General features: G+C 47.9%; 10 protein-coding genes. All 10 read left to right on the forward strand.

Annotation, left to right across the window (positions count from 1 at the left end):
• Nucleotides 1–41 precede the first annotated feature (41 nt).
• The 10 genes from DHAF_RS03240 (at nt 42) to DHAF_RS03285 (ending at nt 20734) form a co-directional block, all read left to right on the forward strand.
• The gene (locus DHAF_RS03240; RefSeq protein WP_242659928.1) at nt 42–3554 is read left to right on the forward strand and encodes a helicase-related protein; all 3513 of its coding nucleotides are present in this window, start codon (nt 42–44) and stop codon (nt 3552–3554) included.
• Nucleotides 3555–3556: 2 nt separating this feature from the next.
• Nucleotides 3557–6277 (forward strand): DUF1156 domain-containing protein, encoded by a 2721-nt coding sequence (locus tag DHAF_RS03245; RefSeq protein ID WP_015942905.1) that lies wholly within the window; start codon nt 3557–3559, stop codon nt 6275–6277.
• 27 nt (nt 6278–6304) lie between these two features.
• Entirely contained in the window at nt 6305–9718 is a 3414-nt protein-coding gene (locus DHAF_RS03250; protein ID WP_015942906.1) for a DUF499 domain-containing protein, read from the forward strand.
• 26 nt (nt 9719–9744) lie between these two features.
• Entirely contained in the window at nt 9745–11550 is a 1806-nt protein-coding gene (locus tag DHAF_RS03255) for an ATP-dependent nuclease (RefSeq protein ID WP_015942907.1), read from the forward strand.
• A complete protein-coding gene (locus DHAF_RS03260) occupies nt 11543–13351 on the forward strand; it encodes a UvrD-helicase domain-containing protein (protein WP_015942908.1) in 1809 nt (602 codons plus the stop codon). Before DHAF_RS03255 ends, DHAF_RS03260 begins: the two co-directional genes overlap by 8 nt.
• An 81-nt stretch (nt 13352–13432) precedes the next feature.
• Complete coding sequence (locus DHAF_RS03265) at nt 13433–14740, forward strand: DNA methyltransferase (protein WP_015942909.1); 1308 nt, start codon at nt 13433–13435, stop codon at nt 14738–14740.
• On the forward strand, nt 14740–15864 hold the full coding sequence (locus DHAF_RS03270; protein ID WP_015942910.1) for a DUF262 domain-containing protein: 1125 nt from the start codon (nt 14740–14742) through the stop codon (nt 15862–15864). The genes DHAF_RS03265 and DHAF_RS03270 overlap by 1 nt, the downstream gene beginning before the upstream one ends.
• A 23-nt stretch (nt 15865–15887) precedes the next feature.
• Nucleotides 15888–16547 (forward strand): MAE_28990/MAE_18760 family HEPN-like nuclease, encoded by a 660-nt coding sequence (locus DHAF_RS03275; protein ID WP_242659929.1) that lies wholly within the window; start codon nt 15888–15890, stop codon nt 16545–16547.
• A 48-nt stretch (nt 16548–16595) separates the two neighbouring features.
• Complete coding sequence (locus DHAF_RS03280) at nt 16596–17660, forward strand: restriction endonuclease-related protein (RefSeq protein WP_015942912.1); 1065 nt, start codon at nt 16596–16598, stop codon at nt 17658–17660.
• Nucleotides 17657–20734: a pPIWI_RE_Z domain-containing protein gene (locus DHAF_RS03285; RefSeq protein ID WP_015942913.1), complete on the forward strand. Its 3078-nt coding sequence runs from the start codon at nt 17657–17659 to the stop codon at nt 20732–20734. Before DHAF_RS03280 ends, DHAF_RS03285 begins: the two co-directional genes overlap by 4 nt.
• Nucleotides 20735–20743: the final 9 nt, after the last annotated feature.

Genomic DNA, 20743 nt, shown 5'->3' on the forward strand with positions numbered 1-20743 from the left:
CACCAAAATTGACAACCCAGATAAATTGTGGAAATGGAGGAATGTCATTGGCACGCCTTGAGGATATCACTGTTGGCAGCAGTGTGATTGGCATTGCTGGGAACCAATCTGTGAGTGTTGTTGCCGTGAAATGGTACGGCAATGCTGTCTTAGAGATTACATTTAAAGATGTTAAAGGACAGCTTGCTAGTCAGCTTTTATATCGAGAAGATGAGGAACGTCTGAATATCGCACATAATGGCCTGCTGTGGAGCTTTGATGCAGATGCCAATCTGCTGCGCCTTACGTCGGAAGCCTACCGCATCAACCTCGCCCACATATTTGACCCCTACCTCGCCGTGCATACCTCGGCGATTGAACCACTGCCACACCAGATTTCAGCGGTCTATCAGGAGATGCTCTCGCGCCTGCCACTCCGCTATATCCTTGCAGATGACCCTGGCGCGGGCAAAACGATTATGACGGGGCTGTTCCTCAAGGAACTGCTCATGCGCGGCGACTTGAAACGCTGCATGATCGTCTCGCCCGGCAACTTGGCAGAGCAATGGCAGGACGAACTCTACCGTAAGTTTAGCCTGCGGTTCGAGATTCTGTCGAATGACCGAATAGAATCCGCCGTAACCGGTAATGTGTTTACGGAAGCGAATCTGTGCATCGTCCGCTTAGATAAGCTGTCCCGCAATGAGGAAATTCAGGAGAAGCTGAGAGTAACCGACTGGGATTTGATCGTCGTGGACGAAGCGCATAAGATGTCCGCTACTGTGTGGGGCGGCGAAATCAAGTACACAAAGCGGTTTCAGCTTGGGAGACTATTGTCGTCCATTACGAGGCACTTCCTACTTTTGACGGCTACGCCCCATAATGGTAAAGAGGAAGACTTCCAGCTCTTCATGTCGCTGATCGACCAAGACCGGTTTGAGGGCGTGGCCCGAAGCGGCAACCAAGCCGTGGACGTGTCGGACGTAATGCGACGGCTTGTCAAAGAGGAACTCTTAAAATTCGACGGGCTGCCCCTGTTCCCGGAACGCATCGCCTACACGGTCAACTACGACCTTTCGCTCCTTGAGGCAAAGCTGTACGGAGCGGTGACTGAATATGTGCAGGAAGAGTTCAACCGCGCAGACCAACTGAACAACGAGCGCAAGACCACAGTCGGGTTTGCCTTGACCATATTGCAGCGCAGGCTGGCATCCTCGCCGGAAGCTATCTACCAGTCGCTAAAACGCCGCCGCGAACGGCTGGAAAGCCGTCTCGCCGAGGAAAGGCTCGGCAAGCGGGCGTCAGAATACTCCGTTCCCACTTATGATGACTACGACGATGACGATTTGCCGTCGGCGGAACTGGAAGATACTGAAGAGAAGGTCGTTGACCAGGCGACTGCCGCACAGACGATTCAGGAATTGGAGGCGGAAATCGCCACGCTGAAGAAACTGGAGCGCATGGCTAACGACGTACGGCAAAGCGGCGAAGACCGCAAGTGGGACGAACTCTCCCGCCTGTTGCAGGACAACGACACTATGTTCGGAACAGACGGCCTCCGCGAGAAGCTGATTATCTTCACCGAACACCGCGACACCCTCCGCTATTTGACGGATAAAATCCGCTCCTTGCTCGGAAACGAGGAAGCGGTAGTCACCATCCACGGCGGTCTGCTCCGCGATGAACGGCGCAAGGTCGAGGAACTGTTCAAGCAGGATAAGGAAGTCCGAATCCTCATCGCCACCGACGCTGCCGGCGAAGGGATCAACCTCCAGCGGGCGCACTTGATGGTGAACTATGACCTGCCCTGGAATCCAAACCGGCTTGAACAGCGTTTCGGGCGCATTCACCGCATCGGTCAGACGGAAGTTTGTCACTTGTGGAATCTCGTATCCAAGGAAACCCGCGAGGGCATGGTGTTCCAGAGGCTCTTTGAGAAGCTGGAACAAGAACGGGAGGCTCTCAAGGGCAAGGTATTTGATGTTCTCGGCAAAGTGTCTTTTGACAACAAATCGCTAAAAGACCTGATACTCGAAGCTGTTCGCTATGGCAACGACCCCGCTGTAAGAGCGAGGCTCTATGAAGTTGTAGACCATTCTCTTGACCACGCGGAACTGGAACGGCTGCTTGACGAACACGCCCTGACCGAGGACACTATGGACGTGCGTCAGGTGATGGCAATCCGTGAGGACATGGAGCGGATGGAAGCCCACAAGCTGCAGCCGCACTTTATCGAGTCGTTCTTTATAGAAGCGTTTACCAGCGTCGGAGGCAAGATCCGCCCACGTGAAAAGGGACGCTACGAAATAACCTCCGTGCCATTCGCCGTCCGCAACCGCGATATGCAGATAGGATGTGGCGAGCCGGTATTGCAACGCTATGAGCGCGTCTGCTTCGATAAGCCATACACGAATATCCAAGGCCAAGTCCCCGCCGCGCTGATTGCGCCGGGTCACCCCCTGTTGGAAGCGACCATTGACCTTGTGCGCGAGCGCAACATGGACGTGCTGAAACGCGGTGCAGTCTTTATTGACGATACCGACTTCGGTACGGAAGCAAGGCTCCTCTTCTATGTGGAAGACTCCGTACAGGACGGCGTTATCCTGCCCAGCGGGGGCAAGCGCATCATCTCCAAGCATATTCACTTTGTGGAGATACGGGAAGACGGCATGGCTTCGAATGCTGGGTACGCGCCGTATCTGGACTATCGCGCCGCCAAGGATGACGAGCAAGCTGCCATTCGCTCTTTCCTATCAACTCAGCAGTGGCTTCAATCCAACGTGGAAGACATAGCGGTGGGCTACGCCATCTCGGAAATTATTCCTGCCCACGTTTCCGAAGTGCGGGAGCGCAAGATAAAACTTATAGACAAAACAGCGAAAGCGGTCAAGGAACGCCTGACCGCCGAGATTCAATACTGGGACTTCCGCTCCGCCGACCTGAAGATGAAGGAGCAGGCGGGTAAGGTCAACGCGAAGCAGAACTCCCAGGTGGCAGCCCGGCGAGCCGAGGAACTGGAAGCCCGGATGCAGAAGCGTCTTGCCGAACTGGAGGCGGAGAAACTCATCTCCGCTATGCCGCCTGTGGTGGTCGGTGGCGCACTCGTTATCCCGCGTGGTCTGCTGAACAAACTGACGGGCAAACCTGATACATTCACTGCCGACGCGTTGGCAAGGCGAACGATTGAACTGGCTGCCATGAAAGCCGTGATGTACATCGAAACGTCCCTCGGTTTCATTCCGCGCGACGTGAGTGCGTCGAAATGCGGCTATGACGTGGAGTCCCAGATACCGCAGGATAAACGCGGCGCGGACGGCCACACGCTCCGCTTCATCGAAGTCAAAGGTAGGGCGAGCGGTGCGGACACCGTGACCGTCAGCAAGAACGAAATCCTCACGGCGTTCAACAAGCCGGATGAATACATCTTGGCGATTGTCGAAGTAGACGGTGCAAATACCAAGACTGTATACCTGAAAAAGCCGTTTCACGAACGTCCGGACTTTGCCGCGACCAGCGTCAATTATAGCATTGCGAAACTGGTAAACGGCGCAGAAATTACATTACAGCGAGGGTAAAGATGGAATATAAGAAGAAACTCATAGAAGTCGCGCTTCCACTGGAAGCCATCAATAAGGAAAGCGCCCGCGAAAAATCCATCCGCCACGGGCACCCATCCACTCTGCACTTGTGGTGGGCGCGGCGTCCGCTGGCGGCGGCTCGGGCGGTCATTTGGGCTTCCCTGGTGGACGACCCATCTTCGCACCCCGAGGAATTCCCCACCGAGGATGAGCAAACTAAGGAACGTCAGCGCCTTTTTGTTATACTCGAAAAACTGGTGAAGTGGGAGAACACCAACAATCAGGACGTGCTGGATGAGGCAAAAGCTGAGATTATGAAGTCCACAGATGGTAATCCGCCCGCGCTCCTTGACCCGTTTGCGGGTGGCGGCGCGATACCGCTGGAAGCACAGCGGCTTGGACTGGAAGCCCACGCCAGTGACCTAAATCCCGTCGCTGTGATGATCAACAAGGCGATGATTGAGATTCCGCCGAAGTTTGCTGGGCAGCCGCCGGTGAACCCTGACGCTCATGTCAGCAAGATGAAAGATACAACAGCCTGGCTGGGCACCAGCGGGCTGGCCGAAGATGTGCGCTATTATGGTGAGTGGATGAAGAAGAAAGCTTTCGAGCGCATCGGTCATCTGTACCCGAAAATTAAGGACGAACACGGAGATGAGCATACTGTCATTGCGTGGATTTGGGCGCGGACGGTCAAATGCCTAAACCCCGCTTGTGGGTGCGAAATGCCGTTGGCGAGCAGTTTTGAGCTGTCGAAGAAGAAAGGCAAAGAGGCGTATGTACAGCCCATTATTGAGGGCAAGACGATACGCTATGAAGTGAAGTATGGGAAAGGTGCGCCAGAACCGCCAAAAACGGCACGCGGGGCAAAGTTTAAGTGTATCAGATGCGGAGAATCCACAACGCCAGAATATATCAAGGATGAAGCAAAAGCTGGACGAATGGGTGCTACTCTTATGGCAATTGTTGCTGAAAGCAACAACGGACGACTTTATCTTTCGCCAAATGAAGAACATATCACTATAGCCAATGTAGAAAAGCCAGATGAATATCCCTCACAAGAATTGCCATATGACCCACGTAACATATGGTGTCCGGCGTATGGTCTGGATACATTTGACAAACTCTTTACAAATCGTCAATTAACAGCGCTGACCACATTCAGCGACCTTATTTCCAGTGTACGGGAAGAAGTTATTCAACAAGGCAGTTCTCAAGAGTACGCAGAAGCTCTGTGTGTTTATTTAGCATTTGCTGTTGATAGAGAAGCTGATGTTTCATCTTCTGTTTCAACTTGGATAAACACGATAGGCGCAATTAGAAATACCTTTGCTCGCCAAGCGATTCCGATGGCGTGGGATTTTGTGGAAGCTAACTTATTCTCGGATTCAACAGGTTGCTTCTCTAATATGCTAAATTGGATTGTGAATTGTGTTAGGATTCTGCCCTGTGGTAAAACAGGTACTGTACGACAGTTTGATGCACAAAGCGACAACGGGTTAAAAAACGTAATGGTATCCACAGACCCTCCATACTATGACAATATTAGTTATGCGAATTTATCTGATTTCTTTTATGTTTGGCTGCGCAAAGCACTACGAGATATAACTCCTGACTTATTTAGGACTATGCTCGTTCCTAAAACTGAAGAACTCATTGCCACTCAATATCGTTTTGATGGAAGCACGGATAAGGCTCGTAATTTTTTTGAAAACGGGATGTTGGACGCATTTAGACGTATAAATTCGTATGTCAGCGAGTCTGTACCGGTAACAGTTTATTATGCTTTCAAGCAAAACGATAATGATGGTAATGATGCGACAGCTTCTACTGGTTGGGAAACAATGCTATCAGCGATTATCAAAGCAGGCTTTTCAATAACCGGAACTTGGCCAATGAGGACAGAACGTGAAGTCAGAACAATCGCATCTGGTACCAACGCACTTGCTTCCTCTATCGTCCTTGTCTGCCGCAAACGCCCCGCAGGCGCACCAATTTGCACCCGCCGCGACTTTATCAACACATTGAAGCGTGAGTTGAAACCAGCCTTGCAGAAGCTGCAGGCGAGCAATATCGCACCGGTGGACTTGGCACAGAGCGCCATCGGTCCCGGCATGGGCGTGTACTCTCGTTTCTCCAAAGTGCTGGAAGCAGACGGCACGCCGATGAGCGTCAGATCGGCTCTGCAAATCATCAATCAGGAACTCGACCTTTATTTTACGGAGCAGGACGGCGAACTTGACCGGGACAGCCGTTTCTGTGTTGACCTATATACACAGTATGCCTTCAACGATGTTAAGTTCGGCGAAGCGGACGTGCTGGCGCGGGCCAAGAACACATCGGTGGAGAAACTCGCCGGACGCGGGGTGCTGTACGCGCAAAAAGGCGTAGTGAGGCTGCATACACGCGAAGAAATACCGGAGAAGATTGAAAGTCGCGACTCCATCATCTGGCTTCTCACCCAGCAGCTTACCCACGCGATGGAGAAGGACGGCGTGGTCGGCGCGTCGAAGATAGTAGCAGATATCTTCACATCCGATCCGGAACACGCCAAGGCTCTGGCGTACCGCTTATTCCAGATAGCGGAGCGCAAAGGCTGGGCGGCTGAAGCGTATGCCTACAACTCGCTCGTCATCGCGTGGCCGGAAGTCCAATCCAAGGCTGCGGACATGCAGGCGGCAAGATACACTGTAAATCAAATGATTTTGTTCGATAATTAGAACGATTAACAGCGGGAGGATGAGGTAATGGAAAACAATCATGTGCAGGTTTCGCAGGGCTTTCGCATTCTACTTGGGGCATTCGCGCCCTATATCGCCCGCGAATTGAGTAATGAGTTCGGCAAAGATTGGTGGAATGTCGCCGTGCTGGACACGCTCTACGACGATCAGAAGCGCGATCTCCCGTATTCAGGCGACTGGGCGAAGCTGGTCGACTCCCTCGACATCGCCCGTTGCCTCCTGCTGTTCGATTTGCATTGGCAGAGAGTGCTCCGCAAGAAACTGTCCATTGACCACCGCACTTGGGCAAAAGAACTGGTCGGTGTAAGGAACAAGCTGGCGCATCTCGGTGGCGAGGACTTCTCCTCCGATGATACTTGGCGCGCCCTTGACACGATGTCCCGCCTTGCTGACCAGATTGATCCCGAAAGTGCCGAGGAAATTCGCGGTTTGCTCCGCACTTCCCGCTACGGTTCGGCGGATGGTTCGACAACCGTAACGGAAGTATTAGCCGCTCCCGCCCCCGGCAAACAAAAGAATGCGGGCATACTGAACACCACGCCGATCAGCGGGCTTCCCAGCTGGCGCGACATTATCGAGCCGCACCCCGACGTTGCACAGGGGCGTTACAAGAATGCCGAATTTGCCGCCGATCTCGCACAGGTCGCCCGCGGCGAGGGCGCGTTTGAATACCGCGACCCCGTGGAATTCTTTGCTCGTACTTATGTTACCGAAGGCATGACAGGGCTGTTGGAGCAGGCACTCCGCCGGGTCTGCGGCAAGGACGGCGAACCGGTCATTCAGCTTAAGACCGCGTTTGGTGGCGGCAAAACCCACAGTATGCTTGCGCTCTACCATATGATGCGCGGCAGGGTCTCCGTGGACAAGATCCCGAACGTGAAGTCTGTTCTGCAGCGGGCAGGCGTATCGTCCCTTCCGAAAGCGAATGTGGCGGTTCTGGTCGGTACGGCTCTCGACCCGACCAAGAGCAAACGCCCGAATAATATGCCCGGCATCACCATCAACACCCTTTGGGGCGAGATGGGGGCGCAGCTTGCCGAATCATCCGGTAACGCAAAGCTGTACGACTACGTGAAAGAAGCGGACAAAAAAGGCGTTTCCCCCGGTTCGGAAGCGCTGAAGAACCTATTCGACGCTGCTGCTCCTTGCCTTATCCTCATGGACGAGTTGGTTGCCTACGCCAAGAAGATATACGGCGCAAACGGTCTGCCTGCAGGTACATTTGATAACTTTATCTCCTTCATTCAGGAAGTGACCGAAGCAGCACGGGCGAGCAAGAACAGCCTTGTGGTGGCGTCTATTCCTGAATCGGATATTGAAATTGGCGGTGAGGCGGGCAAGATTGCTCTCGAAACCATCGAGCATACCTTTGGGCGCATGGAGTCCATCTGGAAACCCGTCGCAGCGAACGAGGGCTTTGAAGTCGTGCGCCGCAGGCTGTTCCTTGACTGCAAGAACCCGGACGGACGTGATGCCGTCTGTGCTAAGTTCAGCCAAATGTACAGCGAAAACACCAGCGATTTTCCCCTTGAATCCCGAGAAGTAGAATACAGGGAACGCATGATTTCCTGCTATCCCATCCACCCGGAAGTATTCGACAGGCTCTATGAGGACTGGGCGACTTTAGAGCGTTTCCAGAGGACGCGCGGTGTTCTGCGCCTGATGGCGGCGGTCATCCATGAACTTTGGATGGGCAATGACGCAAGCCTAATGATTATGCCCGGCTCTATCCCCCTTGACGTGCCGAACGTCCGCGACGAGCTGACACGTCATCTGTCCGAAGGCTGGAACGCCCTGGTCGACCGCGAAGTGGACGGCAAGAATTCCATCCCTTATTTAAAAGACCAGTCCAATCAGCGGTACGGCAGAAAGCTAGCTTCCCGCCGTGTGGCCAGGACGGTTATGCTGGGCAGTGCACCCACATCCCGTAATCAGAATGTGCGTGGCATCGAGGCTTCTCGCATTCGGCTCGGCGTCATTCAGCCCGGCGAAAACATCGCTGACTTCAACGATGCACTGAACACACTGACATCAGCCCTGGCCTACCTTTATACGAACCCCTCCGGCGACCGTTTCTGGTATGATACGCGACCGACGCTCCGCAAGACCGTGGAAGATCGTGCCACACAGGTGGCTGCTTCCGATGTGGAATATGAAATTGAGACAAGGCTTCGTTCTCTTCGCAAAGAGCAGCCGTTCGGGGGCATTCATATTTACCAGTCGTCATCGCTTGACGTGCCGGACGACCAGACCACGCGGCTTGTTATCTTGCGTCCCGTGGACGAATACAAGGCGGCGAACCCGAACAACACAGCAATGACGGCGGTCACGGATATTCTGAACAACCGTGGCAATACGCCGCGCATCTATCGGAATATGCTCGCCTTCATCGCTCCTGACCAAGACCTGATGTCGTCACTGAAACAGGCGGTTCGGCTTTATATTGCCTGGAAGTCCATCAAGGATGACAGCGAAGACTTGAACCTCGACGCAGCGCAGAACCGTGAAACGGACAACAACCTGCGCCGCAGCAATGAAACCGTGGATGCGCGTATCAAGGAAGCCTACTGCTGGCTGCTTGTGCCGTACATCGACAAGAACGCCGACATGAAGACCATTGTCTGGGACACCATCCGCATCAGCGGCGGCAATGAAGGCATCATCACCAAAGCCGCCAAGAAGATGCTCCAAAACGAGGCAATCATCACACAGTGGGCACCGGCTCTGCTCCTTATGGAACTTGATAATGTGCTATGGAAGGACGCCGATAACATCCCCATCAAAAAGTTGTGGGAGTACCTCTGTACCTATTGCTATCTGCCGCGTTTGGCGAATGACACCGTTCTCGATAGGGCAATCCAGACCGGCTTGAACTCGCCTGAGTATTTTGCCTTTGCTTCCGGCTTCGATGGCACACGTTACATAGATTTGAAGTTCAACCAATATGTCGGTATGATAGAGCGTTCCGGTTATTTGGTGAAAGTCAGCGTCGCCCAGAAACAGTTAGCCGATGAAGAAGCAAAACGGCAAGCGGAGGCGGCGGCTCGTGCAGCACAGTTGGGTGGCGGTGCGAGCATTCCCATAAGCGTGGACGGCGGCACTTCAACGACCACGACTTACCCAGTGGGCGGTGGAGTTCCCGCTGGCTCTCACGAAGTTTACGAAGACCAGACCCCTGCCGCACCGAAAAATAAACGGTTCTTTATGTCTGCCGACCTTGACACCACGCGGATTAACCGCGATGTGCAGAAGTACGTCGAGGAGATAATCCAGCACCTGACTTCTGTTGACGGCGCAAGGGTCAGGGTATCCCTTGAAGTAGAAGCTGAAACCGCAGACAGCTTCACTCAGCAGACAGTGAGAACAATCTCCGAAAACTGCCGGACATTGCGAGTGCGGGATTCGGGGTTTGAAGAGTAGAACGAAAACACTCCGCAGGAGGTTTTATGAGGATTTTCTGTGTTAAGGTTTCTAACTACCGAAATATTGACGGAATAACTGTCATTTTCCACCCGGATTGCAATTACATCATCGGGGAGAACAATCTGGGGAAGAGCAACTTCTTGTCGCTCATTGGCACTGTTTGCGCCGGCAAAGGTTTTGACGAGAAGGATTTCGCGGACCCCGATAAAGCCATCGAGGTTGAACTGGATATTAAGCTACTCCAAAACGAGCAGGGCTTTTTCGGCGATAACTTTTCGCCGGAAGATGCCTCTTTGTTGAAGATTCGTTACCGTCAGACTATTAAAGAAGCCTATCCGACAATTGTCAGCGTTGACTCAAATGAAAGCATTCAGGCGAGGCTTCTCAGGAAAATCAACTTCTTAAAATACGAGACCACAGCTGTGCCGAGTCGGGAGTTGAGGCTTGATTCACAAAAGGGCGCGGGGCTTCTTATCAATGGTATTATTGAGAGATTCATTGCCGATGGCGAGCCTGCATTTCTTAACGATGAACAAATTGGCGGTTTAATGAAGTTTATCAACGAACATTTGGGTAAAATCCGTAGTTTTCATGATTATTCCATTAAGGCTACGATAGCCCCAAATCCAACAGAAATGCTGACGAGCCTGTTCTATTTGTCTGACGGCTACAGAAAAATCGATACAACTGGAAGCGGTGTCCAGTATATGGCGATGGCTTCGATAAATATCCTATGCCAGATTATGGAGTTGTATAAAAGCAAGTCATCCCCATTCGGGGAACAGCTTTATACAGACGACGATGGAAGAAAACTATTGCCGCTTGTTCTGTCCATTGATGAGCCGGAAGTTCATCTGCACCCATATCTGCAGAGGTCACTCATTGGCTACTATAAGAAGATTCTCTGCAATGAGGACGTCAAGTTTGTAGAATTGTTAAAAAGTTGTTTCGGTGTAGATGGCCTTGATGGACAGCTTGTTATTGTTACGCACTCAACGGACGCATTGGTTGGAGATTACCGCAACCTTATCCGTTTTCATAAAAACGGAGACAGAACTGCGGTCATTAGTGGCTATGCCTTGCGTCCAATCGAAGGAGCGAATAACGAGGGGCGAATTAAAAGCGAAAACGAGAAACATCTTATTATGCACTTTCCTGAGATAAAGGAAGCGTTCTATTCTAAATGCGCCGTGCTCATTGAAGGCGAAACGGAATACGGTTGCATTCACGCCTTTGCTGACAAGATAGGCGTGGCGTTGGATGATTGTGGAATTTGCGTGATAAACGCAAAGGGTGAAAAGTCCATTAAGCCGCTTCGTCAATTGCTTACACTGTTTGCCATTCCGAGTATAGCCATCTACGACGGAGATGTTAGGGAGGGGCATACCGCTGCCGCTGATGAATTCTTCACCAACGAATCCTGCTACGAAATCGAAATCGTAAAAAGTCTATATTCGCAAAACAAACAAGATATTGTTAAGCAAATTGCAAAGGAATTAGACTCGCAATACGCTACAGTTCCTCTCGATTTCGACTTTGTAAGCAAGCATTTTAAGAAAATGGGCATAGAGCTATATTCGCAAAAAACATGTGAGAATTGTGGCCATACAAAAAAGGTCAAAGATGCAAGTGGTTATACGCCCAGAAGCCTTGCTGATGTGGACGACAATGATGAAGAGGATTTTTGTCGTATGTATTCGGCTTGGTTTATGGCTAAGAAAGGGGTTCTCCTTGGACGCATTGTCGGTGAGTCTCTTCCTGTCGAACTTATACCAGCTTGTTACAGCGATGCGATAAAAAAAGCGCAGGAGGTGGCTTCGCATGTCTGATGCCAATCTTGCAGAAATAAAAGGAAAAATCTCGTCCCAGCACGAAGGCGACGAAAAACAGCTTGAGGTCATCTTTTCTGGCAGCCATCGTCTGATTGTCGAGGCACCCGCTGGGTACGGAAAAACGACCACAATGATTAGTCGCATTGCCTATCTGTTTGCTTCGGGCGGCATCCCTAACCCGAAGCGTATTCTCGGCTTAACGTTCAGCGTAAACGCCGCACTTAAGGTCAAACGGGAAGTCGCCGAGAAACTCCCCGCGCTTCTTGGCACACAAAACAGCCCTATCGCAATTAGCGAGAAGGTAACCGTCACAAACTACCACGGATTCTGTAAAGGCGTTATTAAAAAATACGGCTTTCTTATCGCAGATGCACTGCGGAAGGATGTCAATCTATTCAGAACCGTTAGCGATAGTGAAATAGAAAGGCAGGCGACTCTGAAAACGGCTCTGTCAGCAGATGAATACGAAGAACTCAAATCCGTGGAAATAGCAGTCAAAGAGGCTCACGTTCCCGATTCCCAGACAATCCAGGGTTACAACGAGATAGTCATCAAGAAGTTGCTGCCGTTGGGGTACATTACCCATAACGCGGTTATTTTATTCGTCTTGGAGATGTTTGACCGCTTTGCTGAAGTGAAGAAGTTCTACCAGAGCTACTATCCGCTTATCGTTGTAGACGAGTTTCAGGATACCAACTGCATTGCGTGGAATTTGCTTGAAGCGATAATATCAGAGCGTACCCAGTTGATTTTCCTTGGCGACCCACTTCAGAGGATTTACGGCTTCATAGGCGCTTTGCCGGACATAATGACCACAGTAGCGGACAAGTACGGGATGACCAAAGTAGCTCTCTCGAAAAACTACCGATTCCGTAATAACTCTGAAATGCTTAAATTGGACAGAAATATCAGAGCAAATGCAGCGACTTGTTTTGAACCGAACATTCAAGATGATGATGTGGCGAGGGTGCCCGCATTCTGGGGGAGTACCCAGCAAGAAGAGGCACGACAGGTGGTGGCAAAAGTACAGGGTCTGATGGGCGATGGGACGGATAAAATCACTATCCTTTTCAGAGGTCGTGGTAGAAACGCCGAAATCGTAGAGACTGAACTTGCTGATAAAAAAGTGCCGTACTTCTATGGTATGTTTACTGATGAAGATGCCGACTACGTTGATTTTCACAACAAGTGCCAAGAAATGTTCATAAAGAGGTTCGGGAAGTCAAAGAACATCAATAAGAAAGCTCTAACAGCTTTTTCTGATCGCGTGAAAACGGCTTATGCATCAGCAACAGGGAAAACCGTTGATTCGTTACTTCGGCTACTTGATGCGCTTGTCGAGAAGGTATCCATTGATTACTCCGATCTTTTAGCAGATGATAAGTATAATCTGCTGCTGGACATTTTCGAGAATCGGCAGTTGAAACAGGCTATGGAGTATGTGGATTCTCAAGTCATTCTCTCCACCGTCCACGGTGCAAAGGGACTTGAGTGGGACTATGTTGTCCTGTGCGATGTAGAGCAGTGGGTATTTACGTTCCTGTGCCGTGATTGCCCAAGCCTAAGAGCGAGTGGCAATTCTACTGCTTGCCGATTGCCGCAATCCATACCAGACCAGATGTTGAACCCTCTCCTAGATGATTTATGTGTGTTCTATGTCGGATTGACAAGAGCCAGAAAACAGGCATTCATTTCGGCAAGTGGTGAAAGGTTCAATGCACGGGGACAACGGTTTACCAATGGAAAAGTGTGTTGCTTGGCTCTGGTTCAAGGTGTGAAACTATTACAACATACATAATAAACTAAATGGTATATGTTGTAATTATTAGTTTACTCCTGAACACATGTTCGCTATAATAAAACTGAAGGTGGTGGAAAAATGAACTCAATCTTAAGCAACCCCAAAAGAGATACTTCTTCCAAAAATGGGAAAGCCGGGTTTTATGATTATTATGCGAGCTTTTCACCATCATTTGTCAGGGACACCCTTTCTTTTTTGGATTTAAAAAAGGATTCACGAATCTTAGATCCCTGGAACGGGAGCGGGACAACGACCCAAGTTGCTCAGGAGATGGGGTATTCCACCATAGGTTACGACATTAACCCCGTCATGGTGATTGTCGCCAAATCGAAAAAGACGGATCCGGATTTGGCGGTCAGCCTACATACGCTGTGCCTGGAGATTATAAATAAGGCCAAACGTTATCGTAAAGTTTCTCAAACTGACCATGAGCCTCTGGAGACATGGTTTTACCCTGAGACGGCCGGTGTCATTCGCAAGCTGGAACGAGCGATCCAGCATCTGCTTATTTCCGAAACTTATTCTTTGCTTTTGGCAGGCGCAGCCTTAAAGCCAATTTCGAGTCTGGCCGCTTTTTTCTATGTTGCCTTGTTTCGCTCTTTAAGAGATTTAGCCAACCCATTTTTTTGCACCAATCCTACTTGGATTAAGAAGCCGAAACAAAAAGAAGAAAGGGTTCTGGCTCCGGCTGATTTGATTTACCATTTGTTTCAGCATTACGTGCAAGAAATGGCAAACCTGCTTGGACAGAGTCAGAGGATAAATTCCCGGTGTGCCTCGAAATCCATCTTGGCGTTGGCTGATTCTCAAGAGATCCCATTGCCCAATGAATCCATTCAGGCAGTCATCAGTTCACCGCCCTATTGTACTAGGATCGATTATACTGTTGCCACAAGCTTGGAACTTGCGCTTTTGGGCTGTGCTAAGCAAACGGATGTGAAAAGATTGAGAGAGAAAACAATCGGCTCACCGGTTATCAGGAAAGAGGATTTGATTATTCAGGAAAATTGGGGCGCTGTCTGCTTGGATACATTAGAAAAAATACGGCTTCACGCAGCGAAAGCTTCCCAAAGTTATTATTATAAGACGTATACCCAATACTTCACTTCCGTTTACCAATCTTTGCAGGAAATCAGCAGAGTTTTGAGGAACGATGGCTCTTGTGTATTGGTCGTTCAGGATTCATATTACAAAGACATCCATGTAAATCTGGCTGCGATAATTGAGCAAATGGGCCAAACATTAACCTGGCAGCTGGCTTTGCAAGAAGATTTTCCAACCAAGCAAAACATGGCTGGCCTCAATTCCAGGTCTGCCCATTATCGCAAGACAACCATGGCGACGGAATCCGTTCTTATTTTTAATAAAAAAGGAGGCGGCGTTTAGTGGATGGAGGCATCGATTTAATCAAGGCAGTCGATCAAAAAATAGAGAAGGTGCGGACCAGAAGCTTGGATTTATCCTTTAATGAGCTTCTGGACATGTATGAAAACCAAGAACTTGTGATTGATCCCGAATATCAGCGCTTATTTCGTTGGTCGGAAGGAAGCCAGTCCCGGTTTATTGAATCATTGCTCTTAGAGATGCCTGTACCCCCGATCTTTGTCATCGAGCGCTCCGAAGGGGTATATGAGCTGATCGACGGGCTCCAGCGTATATCTTCTTATTTGCATTTTCGGGGCAAACATCCTTTAAGAACCAATGACGACGGCTCTTTTCACCATCTCGTGCTTTCCGATTGTGATATTGTGGAAGAATTAAACGGTATTTCTTACGAAAACCTGCCCAAACCCTTGGAGATAAAGCTAAAAAGAAACTTTATCCGGGTGGAAATACTCCGGAAAGAAAGTGATCAAAGGCTTCGCTATTATATGTTCAAACGCCTAAATACGGGCGGAGAAAAACTCAGTGCTCAGGAAATACGGAATTGTACGATCAGACTTTTAAATGATGATTTTAATAAATTTATTATGCAAATGAGCAACAATCCTGATTTCCAGCAGTGCATCTCTAATATTTCCGATGATAAAAAAGAGCAAAAGTATGATCAGGAATTGGTCCTGCGGTATTTTGCCTATAAAAATTACCGGGCCAAATATGTACATGATGTGGGCGATTTTATCACTGAATATATGGAGGATGTTTCAGATCCTCAAAAAACCGAGGTAATGTTTAACTATGAGGACGAAAAACTGAATTTTGAGAAAACCTTCAAGCTGCTGAATCGTGTTTTGGGGGAATATGTTTTTTCCGGAACCAATGACAAGGGCAACTTGATTAATCGCTTTTTAACTTATCACTATGAAGCGTTCAGTATTGGTATCCAACCCTATCTGGAGAAAATCGACGTGGAAGACTCAGATATGATTGGCCGGCTCCGGAAAGCCTTTACTGAGATTAAGAATGATAAGGAATTTAAGCGGATTACCACCGGTGGGGGTAAAAACTATTCCAGCCCGTTGAATAACCGAATTGATTTTGTATCAAGGAAAGTGGCGGAGCAGCTATGAATATAGTGGATATCCGGGCGCAAATGGAAGAAGAGCTGACTTGGCGGCAGAATGAAATCCGGTTTTTACGCAATCAGCTTAGCTATATTTCTGCTGATCAGGATAAAAAGCGGTATCGGAAATCCTTAGTTGTGATGTTGTATGCTCATTTCGAGGGTTTTTGTAAAACGGTGCTTTTAATTTATGTGGATGCCATCAATCATTTGAGGATCAAAAGAAATGAAGCCAATCCTTATATCAAAACAGCTTCCTTGGCGGATGTGTTCAAAGCTTATGCTAATTTGGATAAGAAATGCGCTTTGTTTAAACATGCTTTGCCCCAGGATGAAAAGCTGCATTTATTTTCCCGACAGGTAGATTTCGTCAACATGATCGATGCTTTGTGGCAAGAAACAGCTGAGATACCGGAGAGTGTTATAGATACTGAATCAAACCTGAAACCAGTTGTGCTCAGAAAAATACTCTTTCGCTTAGGGTTCCCCTACGATTGTTTTGCAGGTTATGAAGGAAAGATCAATTTTTTGCTGGAAAAAAGGAATAGTATTGCCCATGGCTCGGGAAAAGAAGGATTAGAGGAAAAAGAATACTCTGAAGTTGAAACGGCTAGTTTTGCGGTAATGGAAAAAATTCTAAAATTAGTCATTGAGGCGTTAGAAAACAAAACATATCTTAGTGTTGTTTAGAGTAATATGCTTATTTTAAGCGATTTTTTTATATGGGGAGGGAGAGCAGTGGATCTTGCCCAAAAATCTTTGCTTAATATAATCCAAGGCCTACGCGGTTGGAGTAGAGATTGGAAAAGGATTCCCAAAGAGATGTATTTAGGTCACTTACAATTCAGCCAAGTCGCCTTAAATGAGGGCATTATTCCACCTGGGAATCTTTATGACCTTTTAGCCATGTTGCAAAAACCTTGCCAAGAGTGGGGAATCCCGGCTTTTGAAGCATCTTTCGACTTGGATGCTTCAATCCTCAAAAAATATGGAGGCCTGAGCTATGAGGCAGAGGAATTTTTAGAAGAACATGTCTCGGTTGAAGAGTCGGAAGCAAGAGTCATGTTGGAAATCCTTTCACACTGCCGCGAAAAAGTCAAGGAAGCAAATAACTACCAAGAGCTATACAGTAAAATCAGAGAGTTTATAAGCTCGCCGGAACATGCCGTTTTGCCATCTGGCGAAGTTTACGATTTTGCGCATTCCTTGCAAGATAAAAAACTGTCTGATCTCTTTTTTTCACTTTATGAACCATCTCCCTTACCCTATGAAGAATATTATTATTGCCCCTATTGCGGCTGGACCTTAACTACCCAGCGTGGAAAAAATCGGTGTACCAATAGGTCCTGCCATCTTAATGGTGAATTTAGGAACCCGGTAAAGATGCCCAACGCATCCCGAGATGTACTCTGGCGTTTGACACCCGGAATTCAAAGATATGTTCTTGTGCCGGGAATTGCTGAGCTAAAGCTATATAAAAGACTTGAGACTAAAAAATATGATGTCCAGCTTTATCCGGAAATTGACCGTTATGATATACGAGTCAAGTTGGAAAACAGCATTGTCGATATTGATGTCAAAGAGTATTATTCGATAAGAAGTTTGGCTGACCATATCAATGCAAATTGGCAGAAGTATCATGAAAACAGCTATATTGTAATTCCCGGCCATGTTTTGAGAGAAAAACCATATTTCATAGAACGAGTAGCGAATTATCTTTCTCCGGAAGCTTACCGACACATTAATATTATTCCCGAAAGTAAGGTGTTAAGTGTCCTAGAAAGAGGTGTTGACGGTCAATGAGGCAGGGATATCGGGACTTGACTAAAGGAATAAAAAAAGCATTGAATGATGTTCTGCAGAATGGAGGAAATCGGTCTAATTTTCGCTATATTACTGATCTTATCATCAGGGTAGAATTGATGCTGACCGGATTTAATTTAGCCACTGCTCATAATAAAGCGGAAGAGGCTTGGTCACTTATCCCCGGCTATGACTTCTGGAAAATTGCCGAGCCAGCTAATTTTGGAATCATTGGCCGCATGCGTATTCTATTTGGGTTTTACAGAGCAGAATCCTTATGGATTAAAGACCTTGAAGAATATGGGAAACTCGACGCTGCTTATCGCTTATATTGTTTAATGGATAATGGCTTGTATAAGGAAGTACCTCCTCGTTATGTCTCGGACAGAAAGTCGGAGTATTATAACATTTTGATGAATCCTATCCCACATAAACGCCATTCGTTACCTTTTATCACCGCGGGGGTGTTTAATTATCAAGTATTTATTGATGAAAAAAGGAATGTTCAAGGAAATATTCCAGTCATTCAAACAGAGCAGGTCGTTTTTCCTAAGCAGCGGTCCAAAAAATCTTTAACTTGTGATTTTAATAGGGATTGGCTTGGATTGCCTGAAGAAATGGAGCACATTCAAAAAGGTTGGTTAAAACGAGCGAATTCTTTTGAACTTGCTTCGCTGAAGCAAAGCATGTGTTTAAATTATCGCGGAGTCAATCACTTGGCCGGTGGATTGGGCACCGGCAAATCCACTTTCCGGGTTATGGAAACCTATCGTCTGGTAAAAAAGCACCAGGCCAAAGTGGGCATGTTAGAGGGAACGGTAGCTGAAGTAGTTAAAAGAGTTAAAGAATTGAACAGTTTAGGCATCAATGCTGTTCCGCTCATCGGTCCCTCAAGGCGGAAAAAGCACTTGGATACTTATTTATTTTCTCATGCCAAAGAAGTGGATGATTTATCTGGATGGATTAATGAAGAACACAGAGCGTTAAGCCATCTGAGCGGAATCTGCTTTATTCAGGCTCTTAGCGAAAATTTTGAGGACGATAAAAGCTTTCCTTGCCAGAAAATAGTGCAGGATAATAAGCCTGCTCAATGTTCATTCGCTGCCTCCTGTGGGATTTATGCGGACTTCAGAAAAGCCATTGAGGCAGATGTATGGGTCACAACATCAGCTGCGGTTTTGAAGACCAGATTGCCAGGTATGCTTGACCCCTATGAGCGAACGGTGTTTGAGGTTATGTATGACCTTTTGGATGTAGTATTCGTAGACGAAGCAGACTACGTCCAAGAGCAATTTGATCGGACTTTTTTAGAAGAATATGAACTTTTTGGTGCTCCCAACCACTTGCTTGAGCAGTTGGAAAGTGAGCTTACCGCAAAAATTAATGGGAGATATTCCGATGTTGCGGGGAATCCCATAATCCTAAATTTTCGTCGCCAATTAAAAGAAATGATTGATATCGTCTGGCAAATCTTTGAGTTGCTTAATAATTCACCTCGGTTACGCAAGCATTTGGCATATAGGAAGGTTTTTCATATCTATGCTTTGGCTCATGATTTAACGGATAAATTGGCTAAAGGCTCGGAATCAAGTGACAAAATCTGGGCTGAATTGCGGGGGTATATCAGTGATCCTTTTGCAGAGGGTAAATTCACTGCAGTCGCCAATCAGTTGTTGGCCCTTAATCGTACTAAGTTTAAAGAGGAGCTTCTCGAACCTTTCGTTGCTTCCTTCTTTGAGGGAGTTAAATCCAAGCTGGATAGGAGTCTTCTTTCTTTGCAATTGGAGCTCTTTCTATACCTGGGTAGGTTTGAAGACCATCTAAAGAGTATTCTCCAATATGCGGATATCGTGTTTGAAGAACTCAATATTTCTTCTTCGTTGGGTAAGGTGTTCAATATGCGGAAGGAGTTTTCCCCTTTCATGAAAGAAGGCATGACAGGGATGATGGTAGGATATCGCTATTTTGCAAAAGAGAGCTCTCTGGGGACTTTTAAGTTCTTTGAATATTCGGGTGTAGGAAGATTGCTTTTAAAAGAATGGAGTGACTTATATGATCAGACTGACGGAATCCAAGGACCAGGCGTAGTCTTTCTGTCTGGTACCAGTGTAGCACCGGGGTCCCGTCATTATGAGCTTAATTCACCGGTAGATTGGCTGATGAAGACCCGTACAACTATGGGCAAAATAGAACAATTTTATCATCCCCTGGCAGACCCGGAAACCGGGGAACTGATTTTTGTGTCTGGAACTAATCCGGAAAAGCGCGGGGAACACTTGGAGAAAGAGGTAAGGTTGCTGAAACCGCTGATAAAGCGTGAAATAGAGCATTGGTATAAAGAACGAAAAATCCTCTTAGTTGTCAATTCCTATGATGATCTAGAGCGGGTCGCAGGTGTGCTGTCTTTAGATCCGGAATGGAAAGATAACTTTAAAATTCTTTCAAGAGGAGATCAAGCAGAGGAGGAAGCGGAGGGTCTATCGTTTTATTTTCCCTTAGCTAATATTGAACAATTTGTTCATGAGTCGGCTGAGATTCTTGTGGCTCCGTTATTGGCAATGAATCGGGGGCATAATATCCTGGATGACCGTCAGGGAGCTCTTTTTGGCACGGTATTTTTCTTGATTCGCCCTTATCCGGTTCCTGATAATTTGGGTTACATGATTCAAGCTCTTCATGCTCAGCTCCCTAATATATTAGAGACTATTGAACAAAAGAGCCTTGTGGGCGGCAAGGCAATTAAGGAACTGCGTAAAAATAGTATTCTACTCTTAGAAACGATGGTCAGGAAACCGGATTTTTGGTCGATATTATCGCCGAAAGAAAGGAAGGCCCTGGCCTGGTTTATCCTTGTTCCGGTATGGCAGATGATTGGTCGTCTGCTGCGCGGAGGCAGGGACGCTCGTGTCTTTTATATTGATGCTAAGTTTGGTATGGAGGGAACCACTGGAACGGGAACAATTCCTTCTTTGCTTAGCTATTGGCGGACCATGCTGGAAGCCCATCAGGGCGACAAAGTAATTCAATCACTGTACGGTTCATTTCTTGACAGTTTACCAAGAATTACAAAGTGACGTGAGGAT

The organism is Desulfitobacterium hafniense DCB-2, from assembly GCF_000021925.1.
GTDB lineage: Bacteria > Bacillota > Desulfitobacteriia > Desulfitobacteriales > Desulfitobacteriaceae > Desulfitobacterium > Desulfitobacterium hafniense.